Annotated in this window: 9 protein-coding genes; 7 read left to right on the top strand and 2 right to left on the bottom strand. The window is 48.6% G+C overall.

The window, feature by feature from the left end; translation table 11 throughout:
- Nucleotides 1-3: 3 nt before the first annotated feature.
- The 4 genes from GJR95_RS18070 to GJR95_RS18085 all read left to right on the top strand — a co-directional run bounded on the left by GJR95_RS18070 (nt 4) and on the right by GJR95_RS18085 (nt 3,444).
- Nucleotides 4-1,119 (top strand): cytochrome-c peroxidase, encoded by a 1,116-nt coding sequence (locus GJR95_RS18070; protein WP_162387193.1) that lies wholly within the window; start codon nt 4-6, stop codon nt 1,117-1,119.
- 6 nt (nt 1,120-1,125) lie between these two features.
- On the top strand, nt 1,126-1,863 hold the full coding sequence (modA, locus tag GJR95_RS18075) for a molybdate ABC transporter substrate-binding protein (protein WP_162387194.1): 738 nt from the start codon (nt 1,126-1,128) through the stop codon (nt 1,861-1,863).
- Nucleotides 1,864-1,960: 97 nt separating this feature from the next.
- Complete coding sequence (modB, locus tag GJR95_RS18080; protein ID WP_162387195.1) at nt 1,961-2,626, top strand: molybdate ABC transporter permease subunit; 666 nt, start codon at nt 1,961-1,963, stop codon at nt 2,624-2,626.
- Nucleotides 2,623-3,444, top strand: a complete 822-nt coding sequence (locus GJR95_RS18085) for an ATP-binding cassette domain-containing protein (protein ID WP_162387196.1) — start codon at nt 2,623-2,625, stop codon at nt 3,442-3,444. The genes modB and GJR95_RS18085 overlap by 4 nt, the downstream gene beginning before the upstream one ends.
- A gap of 286 nt (nt 3,445-3,730) precedes the next feature.
- Here GJR95_RS18085 and GJR95_RS18090 read toward each other — a convergent pair whose 3' ends face one another.
- Both GJR95_RS18090 and GJR95_RS18095 read right to left on the bottom strand, forming a co-directional pair.
- The gene (locus GJR95_RS18090; RefSeq protein WP_162387197.1) at nt 3,731-5,266 is read right to left on the bottom strand and encodes a sulfatase-like hydrolase/transferase; all 1,536 of its coding nucleotides are present in this window, start codon (nt 5,264-5,266) and stop codon (nt 3,731-3,733) included.
- Between the two features lie 386 nt (nt 5,267-5,652).
- On the bottom strand, nt 5,653-7,563 hold the full coding sequence (locus GJR95_RS18095) for a S9 family peptidase (protein WP_162387198.1): 1,911 nt from the start codon (nt 7,561-7,563) through the stop codon (nt 5,653-5,655).
- A gap of 347 nt (nt 7,564-7,910) precedes the next feature.
- On the opposite strand from GJR95_RS18095, the gene GJR95_RS18100 reads away from it, so the two are divergent.
- The 3 genes from GJR95_RS18100 to GJR95_RS18110 all read left to right on the top strand — a co-directional run bounded on the left by GJR95_RS18100 (nt 7,911) and on the right by GJR95_RS18110 (nt 14,178).
- Entirely contained in the window at nt 7,911-8,699 is a 789-nt protein-coding gene (locus GJR95_RS18100; RefSeq protein WP_162387199.1) for a DUF2490 domain-containing protein, read from the top strand.
- A 562-nt stretch (nt 8,700-9,261) separates the two neighbouring features.
- Complete coding sequence (locus GJR95_RS18105; protein ID WP_162387200.1) at nt 9,262-12,006, top strand: T9SS type A sorting domain-containing protein; 2,745 nt, start codon at nt 9,262-9,264, stop codon at nt 12,004-12,006.
- A gap of 252 nt (nt 12,007-12,258) precedes the next feature.
- On the top strand, nt 12,259-14,178 hold the full coding sequence (locus GJR95_RS18110) for a M14 family metallopeptidase (protein ID WP_162387201.1): 1,920 nt from the start codon (nt 12,259-12,261) through the stop codon (nt 14,176-14,178).
- The last annotated feature ends 95 nt before the right edge of the window (nt 14,179-14,273 follow it).

Consider the following 14,273-nt stretch of genomic DNA (forward strand, 5'->3'; position numbering starts at 1 on the left):
TATATGCGCATTGTGAAATTCTGTCTGGCAATTGCGCTCATGATCGCATTGGTATCGGCCTGGAAACGGCCCGACGAGCCTATGCCAACCGGTCCCTATGTTCTACAGTATCCGGCTTCATTTGGCGGACGGTTCACTATTCCGGCCAATAATCCATTGACGCAGGAAGGCGTTTACCTCGGGAGGCTCCTGTTTTATGAGCCTCGCCTATCGAAAACAAACACCATTTCCTGCGGAAGCTGCCATCAGCAGAACCGCGCATTTACCGACGGAAGAGCACTCAGTATAGGTGTTAGCGGCAAACCAACAAGCCGCAATTCAATGTCATTAGCCAACTTGTTGTGGGTACGTCAGTTTTTCTGGGATGGGCGGGCGGCCAGTCTGGAGGATCAGGCAAGAATTCCCCTCGCCCATACCGACGAAATGGGAATGGCTCCCGAAGAAGCGGCTAAAGCGTTACAACAGACTACCTTCTACCCTGCCCTTTTTCGGCGTGTGTTTGGTTCAGACACGATAACCGATGCCCGGATCAGTAAAGCCATAGCCCAATTCGAGCGTACGCTGATTTCGGCCAATTCACGCTATGATCAATACCAGCAAGGGCATTATACGCTGACTGAAGCGGAACAGAATGGCCTCCGCTTATTTTCTTCGGCGCCGGTTTCCAAACGGAGCATCCGGGGTGGCAACTGCGCCCACTGTCACGGCGGTCCCAAACTATATCAGGAATTATTTCACAACAATGGTCTGGATCAGGTAGCGCCGGATGCGGGCCGACAGGCTATAACCGGGCTTGCGCTGGATCAGGGGCGGTTTCGGGTACCAACACTGCGGAATATCGCCCTTACGGCACCGTACATGCACGATGGTCGCCTGGCTACATTAGAGGCCGTTATCGATCACTACAGCGATCATATCCAATCCAGTCCAAGCCTTAGCCGCGAACTGATGGCAGATTCTGATAAAACAACAGGGTTTCATTTCACCTCGAAAGAGAAGTCAGATCTACTGGCATTTCTACATCTCCTGACAGACTCGTCATTCGTTACTAACCCCCAGTTTTCAGATCCGTATAAACTGAAGCCCACTGCAGTTAAATCTCATCATTCCACCAATTGATTGCTCATGAAAAAACTCCTGCTTATTCTGTTCCTTTGGCCTGTCTGCCTAGTTGCACAACCGCTCCGGGTAGCTGTAGCCGCCAATGCGCAGTTTGTGATGGAGCAACTACGAACTGCTTTTCAGAAAAAGACGGGTATTCCTGTGGAGTCAATCGTCAGTTCGTCGGGTAAACTGACGACCCAGATTCAGCAGGGTGCTCCGTACGACGTGTTTTTATCCGCCGATATGTCGTATCCCGAAACGCTGCATAAGGAAGGACTGACTCAGGATGCTCCCATCGTGTATGCCTACGGAACACTCGTACTCTGGACAATGGGCAATCTACCGCTTTCCACCGACCTGAAAGTACTGACCAATCCGGCAGTTCGGCACATTGCGCTGGCAAATCCGGCCAAAGCACCTTATGGTGAAGCCGCTGAAGGATTACTAAAATACGCCAGATTGCTGGATCAGGTAAAGGCAAAGATTGTATACGGCGAAAGCATTGCCCAGGTCAACCAGTATGTATTGACTGGCTCGGCAGAAATCGGGTTTACCGCCAAATCGGTTGTCCTGGATTCTACGCTGAAGCAGCGGGGACACTGGATCGAATTGCCAGCCAAAGGTTATTCACCCATTGCCCAGGGCGTTGTGGTGATCAAACGAACAACGCAGGCAAAAGCGGCTCAGCAATTTGTCGAATTTTTGCGTAGCCCGGCCGCCCGGCGTATTTTGCAGCGTTTTGGCTATCGCCTGCCTTAAAATTAGTTTACGGTTTGTACTTCCCGATGAGCCACTATGGCATAGGGTATGTCAGACTTCAGAGGATCCAATCCTGTAAACCAAAAACTGTATTCGTATGCCCATCGATTGGGAACCCATCTGGCTTACCTTACGCCTGGCCAGTATTACAACATTCATTTTACTGCTTATTGGTGTTCCCCTGGCAGGATGGCTTGCCCTGAGCCGGTTTCGGCTCAAACCTGTAGTCGAAACGCTGATTAGTTTACCCTTAGTACTTCCTCCTTCGGTCGTCGGTTTTTACCTACTCCTGGCTTTTAGTCCAACGGGCTGGCTGGGAGCATGGCTCCTGCGTGTGGTTAATCTTCAGCTGGTCTTTTCGTTTGAAGGGCTGGTGTTAGCATCATTGCTATATAGTCTGCCTTTTATGGTCCATCCTATTCAGGCTGGACTGGAAAATCTGCCGACATCCTGGCGCGAAGCAGCCTACACCTTAGGTCAGTCGCCAGTCAGAACCCTCTGGCGTGTACTATTACCCAATTGCAGACCGGCTCTGTTGACCGGTATTGTTTTATCATTTGCGCACACAATCGGCGAATTTGGGCTGGTTTTGATGATCGGGGGAAACCTGCCAGGGCAAACGCGCGTAGCTTCCATTGCTATTTACGATGAAGTAGAGCTTCTTCATTTCGAGTCTGCACACGCCTATGCCGCTCTGTTATTAGGCTTGTCTTTTCTGATTTTATTACTGGTATATGGCATCAACAAACGGGTGACGGTATGATTCAACTGGATATTACCATGCCGCGCCTGTTTGCCGAAGGAGTTACTGAACTTCAAGTCCAGCTAGAACTGGCCACGGGTAGCCTGACAGCTTTAGTCGGTCCTTCGGGATCAGGTAAAACAACCTTGCTTCGGGTTTTGGCCGGACTGGAAAAACCTCGACTTGGTCGTATCGCTGTGCAGGGAGCCGTGTGGCTCGATATCGCTCAGGGGATCAATCAACCTCCGCAAAAACGGTCGATTGGCTACGTTTTTCAGGACACAGCCCTGTTTCCGAACATGACCGTACGCGAAAATATCCAGTTTGCGGCCCCTCCCGATCAACGCAACCTAGTTGATTCATTAATTCAGGAAACGGGGCTCGAGCGCTTTATTAACCAAAAACCGGTGGCATTATCGGGTGGTCAGCAACAACGGGTTGCCCTGGCTCGTGCTCTGGTTCGACGGCCAACGGTATTATTGCTGGATGAACCTTTTGCCGCTCTTGACCCAGAGGCCAGTCAGCAACTTCGGCAGTTATTGCTAAACCTTCATCAGAGTTGGGGCACAACAACGTTATTGGTTAGCCATCACGAAACCGATGTTGATGTTCTGGCCGATCGGATCATTCGGCTTGTGCAGGGTTCGATTCAGAGCGATCGGGCAGGAACGAAAACGCTGAACCTGAACACCACTCAACCCGAACGAATCCAGCGTATTTATTTTGATGAAACCAATCAGGAGTGGGTTATTAAAACCGCTACCATTCTGTTACGGTCAGCCAATCCTGCCTGGGGCCAACTTCAGGTCAATGATGTTATTCGTATATCGCCGTCCTGACACCTTCAGATGCTTTCGGTCTAATCTATAACTCACAGTAATTCACCAGTCGTATGCGCTTTTTCCACATCCTGCTCCATTTATGGTTCGGGAGGTAGCCTCATCATCCGAGGTACAGAAATGTATCAACCAGGGCCGGTACTTCCACCTGCCCTGGTTGCCTGATCTCGCAGAGAAGATTTTTAGCCTAAAAACAGTATTGGCCCGTTAACTCATTAACGGGCCAATGAGGTAGGTTTATCTCACAATTTGATGATCCTCGCGATTCAGACTTCTCCTTGTCTGATTAAGAGACGGTGAGAACCTCTCCCATTTTCTCTTTTTCCAATGCCAATAGTTTCCGGTGGAGCCTTTCCCGTTCGGCCGCAATGGCCGGATCGTTATACAACGCGTTATTCTCGTTTGCTAAGTTACTGGTTTCCAGCGGATCGTTTGCCAGGTCATACATTTCGTACTCTCTTGGATAACTCTGGGGCGGAACCTGCTCTGGTGGAGCTATGTAAAAATAGTAAGCATATTTCCAGCGTTTCTCACGGATGCACCGAATGCGGTTGGCTGCGGGTAATGGATTGATACTGTTGCCGTTGCCAGCCCGAAAATCATCGAATGTAAACAGAATCGATTCCTGAACTACCTCCGTCGTCTTCGGATTTCGGATGACCGGAGAGAGATCATTGCCCCGAAACGTATAATTAAGGGGGTTGCCGAGTTTAAGAAGCCCATCGACGGTAGGCATCATATCGACAAGGCTAAATAGCTGATTACTTACCTCGGGCTTTGGAAAGAGAACGGGATTCGAAATGACCAGCGGAATACTCATGGTTTCTTCGTAGGCATTGAATATTTTCTGGCGCATTCCATTATGAGTCAGCCCCATTTCGCCATGATCGGCCGTACGAATGATCAGCGTATTGTCGGCCAGAGACCGCCCGGTTACGGTGTCGAAGACCTGATAGAGCACATCCAGCACGGTATTGATCTGCGTGTCGGCATGGGCAATGAGGTTGCCATAAAAATTCAGATACTGCCGCTTCATTTCGTCGGTAGGGAGAGGCCCAAGTCCATCCGCCAGATACGGAACCAGCATTTGCTGGACTGTTGGTTTCTGACTCAGGTCTTCGTTTACCGTAGCAGGCAACTCAATATCACCTTTCAGGTACTCAGGCGAATAATCATTCTTCCAGTCTTTTGGGAAAGCCAGTACGTCGTGCGGGTTTACGAGTGACAGAAACAGAGCAAAGGGTTCAGCGTTGTTTCCCCGCTGTACCTGATACAAAAAATCGAGAGCCTGACTGACGTAGTCGAGGTCATGGTTCGCCAGTCCACCTCCGAAATGCTCGGGTGCTACATCTTCACCCGCATCGGGCGGAATCCAGCCCGAATACCCATAGGCCAGCAGGTCTTCGCTGGTCATGCTGTCAAATCGACCATCGGCCCCCTTCGATAAATGCCACTTACCGATATAGCTAACCTTATAGCCGCTCTCAGTAAGCATATACGACAGATTCGGGGCACTGGTCGAAAGGGTTGGCTCCTGATCAGAATAGGTCATATCCTGGGTGAGGGTCAGAATCACATTGTGTTCGGAAGGATACAGCCCCGTGAACAGTGTCGCGCGGCTGGGTGAACACATACAGGTACTGCAAAAAGCCTGCGTGAAGGTAATGCCATGTTTACGAAGCCGGGGCATTGCGGTTAGATTCTGCTCTTCCCATCCGGGTGGAAAGTGCATTAATCCCCGATCCTGATCCGTAATGATAAACAACAGATTGGGCCGGTCAGGCAGAGGACTTTTGGATGGAACTGGTTTGCTGGGTTGCATAGGAATAGGGGTTGATGTATAATGAATCCCTTCAATTGGCCGGTAAGTTGCTCCCAGGCAAAAGCCTATGCTAACGCTCACGTTACATTGATTAACACTAATGTTTCATTTAGCGATATTATTCAAAATAGAAGTGCCAACGCTTTACAAAATCATCAAATCGAATACTTTATAATACCTTCAGGCTTTTCGTTCAGCGTTGTGCACAGGTTTAAATATACGATCTGGTTAACCTACAAACCTATAAGGTTATTGAAACGGTATAGGTTTAAATTGGCCGAGCACTAGTATTGGCTACTGGTTCGGGCACTAAAAAACCGCGTTTAGTTTTTGCTGACGCGGCTTTTTAGATGATCTATCCAAAGGAGAGAGGATCACTGAAAATCTTACTGTCCCGGCCCCTTCAGGTATTTATCCAGAAATTCCTTTACCGCTTTGTAGGCCGTGATTTCATTCTCTTTTTTGACAAAGCCGTGCCCTTCATCGGGGAAAGTAACGTATTCAACCGGAACACCGTTTTTCTTCACGTTTGCCACAATTTCATCTGATTCGATCTTCAATACGCGTGGATCGTTAGCACCCTGAATAACAATGAGTGGTTTTTTAATGCGCTCCGTATGGAACAGGGGTGATTTATTGTACAAGGCCACCGAATCGGTTTTAGGATTTCCGATCTCTTTGAACATCGCTTCCCGTTGCGGCCCCCACCACTCGGGCATACTATTGAGCGTACGAAGCCAGTTAGCTACCCCAAAAATATCAACCCCTACCGCAAACTCTTCGGGCGTGAAGGCAAGGCCTGCCAGTGTCATGTAGCCGCCATACGAGCCGCCCATGATACCAATTTTTACCGGATCGACGTAGCCCGTCTGTGTCAAAAACTTCTTCGATTCTACACAGTCTTTAAGATCAGCATCGCCATGTTTACGATCATCGGCCGCAAAGAACGTTTTTCCATAGCCTGAACTCCCCCGGTTATTGACAGCCAGTACCACATAACCACTATTGACCAGATACTGCGTCAGGGGCGAATAGGTCAGTCGCGTCTGCCCGCCGGGTCCACCATGAATCTGTAAAATAGCCGGAAGCTTTGTACCCGGTTTCACATCTTTGGGTTTGTAGAGCAGAGCGGGCACTTCCATCCCATCAAACGATTTAAAACGAACTACCTCACCCGACACCAGATCGTCTGCATTGATTTCGGGGTTCAGTCCTCGTACTAAAGGAGCGGCCTTACCCGATTTTATATCATAGGAAAACAACGTAGAGGGTGAGTTTGAGCTATTGACGAAGAAAATCATTCGGCCTTCACTGTCAGCAATATTTACACCCGTAACGTCACCACCAGGCATCGGGGGCAGTTTTATGGGCTGATTGGTGCGGGTATCAATAATTTTGAGTTCGGTACGGGCATCATTATTGACCGACAATACCCGGTAACGGCCTTTGTAGGACAGGTAATCCCCGGCAATATCCCAGTTTGCTTTATCCAGAACCATACTCTGGCCCGTTGACAGATCGTAGGCTTTTACGTAGGCAAACTCATTCCCTTCATCGGTCGAGATGAGCAGTTTTTTACTGTCGGGCGAGAACCCTTCAGGGCCGTTATTTACTTCCCCTTCATGTTTGGTCAGCAGTTTGTTTTCTTTCGTTTGTATGTCGTACAAATACACATCACCGTTCGTGGATGTATAAGGCCTGGACAAAGCAATGGAACGCTTATCGGGCGACACATCGCCAGGGAAAAAGCCACCGGGATTTTCGAAAATCAGCCTGGGCTTCATCGTCGTCAAATCCATCTCAAACACATCAAAAGCGGCCTTATTGCGTTGATTTGACTGATAGAAAAAGCTCTTCCGATCATGACTTAGGCCCCCAAACTGAAATTTGGCTTTCTCGCCGGGGGTCAGATCCGATACTGCTCCATCTCGCTCGCGCAGGTAAATATGATTCAGTTCATTGCCGCCCTGATCACTGCTATACAGGATTCGGCCATCGGTCAGGTAACCGATCACGAAGATGGCATCGGTTTTTGAGAAGGTCAGTTGTTTAGGCTGGCCACCCCCATTGAACGGAATTTCATAGAGGTTGAAGACGCCATCCTGATTGCTGCTGAACAATACGGTCTGCTCATCGGGCGATATGTCGGCGCCACCAAAACGGATCGTTTTCATGAACTGCTCAATGGTATAGTTACGGGGAGCAGCCCGCTTCGGCGCAGGGCCCGCTAGAACGACAAATGCCGCTACGGAGAGACTTACTGTCAGAAGCAGTCGCGGTACTAACTGTCTTTTCATGATCTTGACGAATTAATGGGAAACGGGATTTTTAGGATTGGTGCGCTTATAGGCAGTACAATGATGCAAAAACTGAAAGCGATTCCGTTGGATAGAATCACCCCGGCAGTAAATCTACTTATTAAACAGCATGTCGAATATTGACGTGCTAAAGTTTTGCAAATCAATTGAGTGAAAGGTCGCCTTACAGATTTTCCAGTCGTTTCGATGCTTATTTTCAACCACACCGCTACCGGGCGATTCATTGACGTACTTCCTGTAGATTATGAAATTGTTAAGATTAACATCCACCAAATCACGGTTTGATAACCTTATTTACTTTTGCGTATCGTAACAACTTTATTTTTGTGAACCGCATTCGTTTTGCTTCCCTCCTGACAGTCAGTCTCCTTTCGATTATTTCACAATGTAGTTTTGCCCAAACATCGCTAACACCTGCCACACCCTGGGGCTCCTGGCTGATTGGCACACTTCAACTTCCGGGTGGTGAGAAAAAATGGGGAGGATTTGCTGAAGTTCAGGCCCGGAGTAATGGAGTGATGCGGCAATTCTTTTATTACGAACTGAAAGGTGGGGTCAGTTATGACATCGACCGTAATTTTACGCTGACGGTCGCGGGCGGGCATTATGCAACCTATGATTATCAGGCCTTAGCCGACGGCCCACTTAATTCCGAAAAGCGTCTTTGGGAACAGCTTATCATCAATCAATACCTGTCCCGTGTGAAATTCGAGCATCGGTATCGCATTGAGCAACGCTGGTTCACCTATCGGGATGGCTCCCATCCGTTCCGCAACCGTATCCGTTATCGGCTCAATACGTTCATACCACTCAATAATCGGACAATTACGGACAAAACTGCTTTTTTGTCAGTCTACGACGAAGTTTTCCTCAATCCTGTCGGACCGACCTTCGAACGCAACCGCTTCTATGCCGGGGCGGGTTATCAGTTAGACAAGAACTGGATTATACAGATTGGCTGGGTAAATCAGACTAACTACAGCCCGGCAACGTTTGAACGTGGTGTATTTACACCCCAGGCCGCATCTGGGAAAAATAATATAGTGCTGGGGTTAACCTATCGAATCTCACGCCGGAGTGGCAATCAGGAGAAATTGCCCTCTCAACCCGACTGATTACTGCACTTCTTATTGCCGTTCTGTAAAAAATACAACGAATATGCCGGTCGCAGTGTCGGTTATTTCCTCATGCTTTTTATTTTTGTCGGATAAGTTGGAAAATGGTGTCTTCCCGGAATTATTCTAATTAAGTCTGATGACAGCTGTATTCTACAACTCATTCTGTAGTTACAGAAACTATGTTTTTTTATTTCTCCGGTCTCTTGCAGCATACCTATAGTACATTCTTCCTCAGGCGCATTCAAACAGCTTCTGGCTCCCTTACGTGGCGGCCTGATGTACTGGCTATGGACGGTTGCGGGTTAAATTCTGACTTCATTTCGGCATTGACGTCATGTTCCGATTGGTGGCAGAGCAATCGCGACTGGCTTACTGGCCCACGACTACCGCAGAGAGCAATTGCCTACTTATCAGCCTGTTGCCTAATCCCTCCGGTTGAGCCGCGAACGTTTTATTTCCAATGATTTGCCGACGAACCTATTCACAAAAACCGCCTTTCAGCAATATATAATTACATCTACCACCGTAGAATCACAAACAGTAACGTTTAATGAAGTTTATGAAACGAGTATTTGTTGCGCATTGGTTATTAACGTTATGGCTCTTCCCCTTCCTGACAAACGCCCAGATTCAACTATCTTTCCCGGTTAGCCGAGCCGTTTTTCAGCGGAACCAAAGCAACGAAGCGACTATTCGAATTAATGGATTTTATACAAAAGCCGTAACCCGGATCGATGCCCGAGTACAGGCACGGGATGGCCAGGGAATTTCGACCGACTGGGTAACGATACAAAACAACCCATCTGGCGGTATCTATTCGGGGGATTTAACCGCAAAAGGTGGCTGGTATAACCTTGAGGTACGGGGCATGAACGGCGATCAGCAGGTAGGAAGCACAACCGTCGAGCGGGTAGGTATTGGCGAAGTGTTTGTTGTGGCTGGTCAGTCAAATGCCCAGGGTATGTATGATGATATGCCCAGTGCCAGTGATGATCGCATTAACTGCGTGAATTACTTCGATGCCTCTGAATCGCAGAATGATCCATCACCCGATGTATTGACTAAGTTTTCGCATGTTAATCAGGGAGGTCGAATTACGCCGAGGGGACTTGGTAGCTGGAGCTGGGGGAAACTTGGCGACATGCTGGCCCAGCGTTTAAACGTACCTATTTTGTTTTTCAACGCCGGTTATTTAGGAACAGCAGCTAAAAACTGGCGGGAAAGTGCAGAAAAAGGTCGTTCGGAGAGTATTTATCAACAGGGGACTTTTTACGCCGACGGCCAGCCCTATGCCAACCTGCGTATTTCCCTGCAGTTCTATACCAACATGCTGGGCGTACGGGCTGTATTATGGCAACAGGGCGAAGCCGAAAACTTCGACAATACCTCCTCAAGCAGCTACATCAATAATCTACAATACGTAATCAACCGTAGCCGCCAGGATGCGGGCAAAAACGTCGCCTGGGTGGTTGCTCGTGTTTCATATTCTGGCGATTCCAGAGGGACAAGGCCCGAGATCATTTCGGCTCAAAATCAGATTATTGCTTCAGTTCCGAATGTATACCCAGGACCGGCAACCGACGGCATTCAAATTCCCAGACAGCGTCCTCCCCGTACAGCGGCAACGTATGATGATGTCCATTTTGATGTAAATGCACTTCCCGAAGTAGCCAGCGCTTGGAATAGCAGTCTTAATGACGCCTTTTTTTCGACGGCACAGCCACAGGCACCGGTTCTGTCTCCCACTGTCACTGTTTCCTGCGCAGGTACCAATCAGTTAGCCATTGCCGTGAACGGATCTTTCTCATCCATAAGCTGGAACACAGGCGAAGCAGGGCAGACAATTACGAAAGGAGCCGGTCAGTATCGGGCTAAAGTCAAAGATGCAGCCGGAAATGTACTGTTTACGCCGGTTATACAGGTGGCAGCGGCTCCGTCCATTCAACTATCGGGCCCGACAACGTTTTGTGCAGGGAATAGCGTTAATCTAAAGACTGATTATGACAACAATATCCAGTGGAATAACAATGCTACGACTCAACAGCTGACCGTCAATACGTCCGGCGATTATTCGGTCCAATACAAGGATGTGAGCGGTTGCAATTTCGTTTCAAACACCGTTTCGGTCAAGGTTAATCCGTTGCCAGTAGCGCCGACCGTTACGGCACAAAGATCAACCACATTTTGCCAGGGAGGAAGTACCACACTGAGTGCGAATGAGAATGCTGGCTACGCCTACAAATGGAGTTCAGGCCAGTCGAATCGGGTCATTGATGTGCAAACGGCCGGTGCGTATACAGTGGCCGTAACTGATCAGAATGGTTGTACATCGCCCCAATCGCAATCGCTGGCGGTGGTTGTCAATCCGTTACCGCCTACCCCTGTCGTAACCACCGATCGAAATCCCACCTTCTGTGCCGACCAGCAGATAACGCTTACATCGAGCGAAAACACGGCCTATCAATGGACCAATGGCCAGACATCGCGGGCCATTACGCTCAACCAGTCAGGTATTTACACCGTACGAACGCTCAACAACTTCAACTGTTTATCGGCACCCTCCAATGCGGTTACCGTTAAAGTAAATCCGCTGCCAACGCCACCAACAATCAGAGCTAACGGTCAAACCGTTTTTTGCGAAGGTGGCCAGGTAGCCCTAACAGCCACCAGTAATCTGAAACCGTTCTGGACCACTGGCGATTCTGTTCAAACGATTCAGGTCAAACAATCGGGCTCTTACTCAGCCCGTGTACGCGACGCAAACGGATGTTTATCGCCCCTGGCTTCCGCCCTAACGGTCGATGTAAAACCGGTACCGAGCATTCCAACAGTAGCTCAGGTTGGTACGTATACCCTCGAAGCGATGGGATCTGTTCATGGGGGTTACTACCGCTGGTATCTAAATACAGATACCCTCACGGCTGAAACGGAAGTTATTAAAGTCAATCGCTCAGGGTCGTACGCAGCACAGGCATTTATTACGTATAGCCCAACATTGACCTGTTTTTCGGACCCTTCAGGCCGATTAAGCTTTGTTGTCGATGACTCCAATCAGGGATTAAGCATCTATCCGAATCCTAGCCCAACGAAAACCATTACCGTAGAAACGCAGGAAAATCTGGCGAATGCGGTTGTACGTATCTTCACCGTGTCGGGTCGTGAGGTGGAGTCCTTTGTTGTTCCAACGCTTAATGAACGAAAAACAATCGATCTGCATTCACTGGCTCCCGGCCTGTATATCATGCAGGTCAATGCGCCAAATTTTTCAGTTGCGAAACGGTTTCTGATCGGTATGGGCAACTAAAAAAATCTATCTGGCCTGGTCCTGACTTTATGCGAAGAGCTTCCTCGGTTTATAGTTCTGCTATAGCGACGGAAGCTCTTCGCTTAAACCAGTAATATAATTTTAGTTATTTTTTATTTTGATTTTAGCCAATCTTCCAATTTGTATTTGCACAAATTCGGCCTCTCACAAAATCTTTGATAAATTGCTCCCCGAATAAACTGGTTTTACCAGTACCCGTCATCTTCCTTTCTTATTTGCCATTACTCTTCTATGAAACAGTTTTGTACTTTACTCATTTGCCTCATTACACTCGTCAATGTATCAGCTCAGAGATCTTACTACGGAACTGAAGAGAAATGGCCTGAACAGGATACCACCCGCAAGTTTTACACCGTAAAAGGGGAACGACACGGAATCAGCTACTTCAAAAAACACTACTTCAAAGATGTACAGTATCTGCCGGGTGCGACACTCACCTTCGACACCTATCATACACCCGACGTGATGTATAGCTGGTATCGCAAATGGGCTGAGCAATATCCTAATCTGGTTGAAGTTTACGAGGTAGCGAAGAGTTATGAAGGTCGTCCGATCCTTCAGATGACCTTAACCAATAAAAAGACCGGTAAACACACCGATAAACCAGCGGCCTATTTCGAAGGCGGTCGCCATAGCGGAGAAGTAACCAGTAGTGAGGCCGTTCTGTGGTTAACCAAACACCTGCTCGATAACTACGGAAAAGATCCGGCCATTACCAAATTGATCGACACCAAGTCAGTTTACCTCCGCCCGGAGAACAATCCGGATGGCGCTAACATGTATTTATTTACGGCACAGCGTAACCGAAGCACACTACGTCCACGTGATGATGACCGCGACGGCCTTTTTGACGAAGATTCGGAAGACGACCTCGATGGCGACGGCGTCATTTACCAGATTCGCAAAAAAGCAACGACCAAAGAAGAGCTGGAGAAAGCAGACTATGTAATTGACCCGAAAGACAAAGCGGGCCGGCTCATGAAACGGGTTCAGGCCGGACAGGGCGACTACATTGTGTATACAGAAGGAATCGATAACGACGGCGACGGAAAATACAACGAAGACGGCATCGGTGGACTAGACAACCACCGTAACTATCCCGAAAACTGGCGTCCCGATCAGGGTGGTGATTTTACGGGTCGTGGCTATTCGCAGGGCGGGGCCAGTGATTACCCGCTCAGTGAACCCGAAACGCGCGCTACCTACGTCTGGTTGATGGGCCACCCGAACATAACAGTCGTGAATTCGATGGATACGCGAGTGCCGATGCATTTGCGCCCACCCTCCACTTCGGCCAGTGCCGAGAGCATGTTCCCACCTGATCTGGCCATCTACAAACACATGGATAGTCTGGGATTATCATTTACGGGTTATCCGTGGGCCGGGGATGTATATGACACCTATAATACGCGCAACAAAGTTGACCGCCTGACGGGCGATCCGTCGAAACCTACGCCCTTATTCGGCCACGGCCCTGATTTTGGTTATTTCCAATACGGAGCCGTATGGTACGGCGATGAGTTGTGGAATGGCGGTGCCATGAAAGATTATGATGGCGACGGTGATTACGATGAATACGACGGTCTGATGTGGGACGACGAAGCCAACGGGAAACGAGGCTTCAAACTCTGGACAAAATTCACCCATCCACAGTTGGGATCGGTCGAAATTGGCGGTTTTCACCCGAAGTTCTTTGCGCAGAACGGCCCCGCCTGGCAACTGGAAAACTGGATTTCGAAGCAATCGAAGTTTAATCTGGCAATGGCCAAAGAACTCCCCCAGATTGAATTAACCGACGTAACGGTGAAACCATTGGCCGATAACGAATACGAAGTTAAAGCAACCTGGACCAACTCCGGCAAATTACCGGTAGCCCTGGAGCAGGCCAAGCGGGTAAAAATGGTTCAGGAAGATCGCCTTACGCTGGACATCGACAAAACGCTGCTAAAAGGGAATAAAGACGCTAAGGTGATTATAACCCAGCCTACGTTATTTGATAAAACGATTTATTCCGGCTACACGAACGTCGGTGATAAAAAAGAAGCGACGTTCAGAGTGAAACTTAATCAGCCTGGTTCTATTAAAGCCAAAGTGAAGCTGCTCTCAACGCGGGGTGGTTATAAGGAAAAAGAAATAACTATTGGTAAGTGATAACCGTAAAGCTTACAACTGATAGTTAACGTTCTCATTCGATCGGAGCCTCACAATGGCTCCGATTATTTTTTGTACTTTTCCAGGTATGACGT

Origin of the sequence: Spirosoma endbachense (genome assembly GCF_010233585.1) — a bacterium.
Taxonomy (GTDB): Bacteria; Bacteroidota; Bacteroidia; order Cytophagales; family Spirosomataceae; genus Spirosoma; species Spirosoma endbachense.

Bases quoted from the DNA above. Each gene is read 5' to 3' on its own strand.
- GJR95_RS18090 (WP_162387197.1), bottom strand. From the start codon at position 5,266: ATGCAACCCAGCAAACCAGTTCCATCCAAAAGTCCTCTGCCTGACCGG.
- GJR95_RS18085 (WP_162387196.1), top strand. From the start codon at position 2,623: ATGATTCAACTGGATATTACCATGCCGCGCCTGTTTGCCGAAGGAGTT.
- GJR95_RS18070 (WP_162387193.1), top strand. From the start codon at position 4: ATGCGCATTGTGAAATTCTGTCTGGCAATTGCGCTCATGATCGCATTG.
- GJR95_RS18095 (WP_162387198.1), bottom strand. From the start codon at position 7,563: ATGAAAAGACAGTTAGTACCGCGACTGCTTCTGACAGTAAGTCTCTCC.
- GJR95_RS18105 (WP_162387200.1), top strand. From the start codon at position 9,262: ATGAAACGAGTATTTGTTGCGCATTGGTTATTAACGTTATGGCTCTTC.
- GJR95_RS18110 (WP_162387201.1), top strand. From the start codon at position 12,259: ATGAAACAGTTTTGTACTTTACTCATTTGCCTCATTACACTCGTCAAT.
- modA (WP_162387194.1), top strand. From the start codon at position 1,126: ATGAAAAAACTCCTGCTTATTCTGTTCCTTTGGCCTGTCTGCCTAGTT.
- modB (WP_162387195.1), top strand. From the start codon at position 1,961: ATGCCCATCGATTGGGAACCCATCTGGCTTACCTTACGCCTGGCCAGT.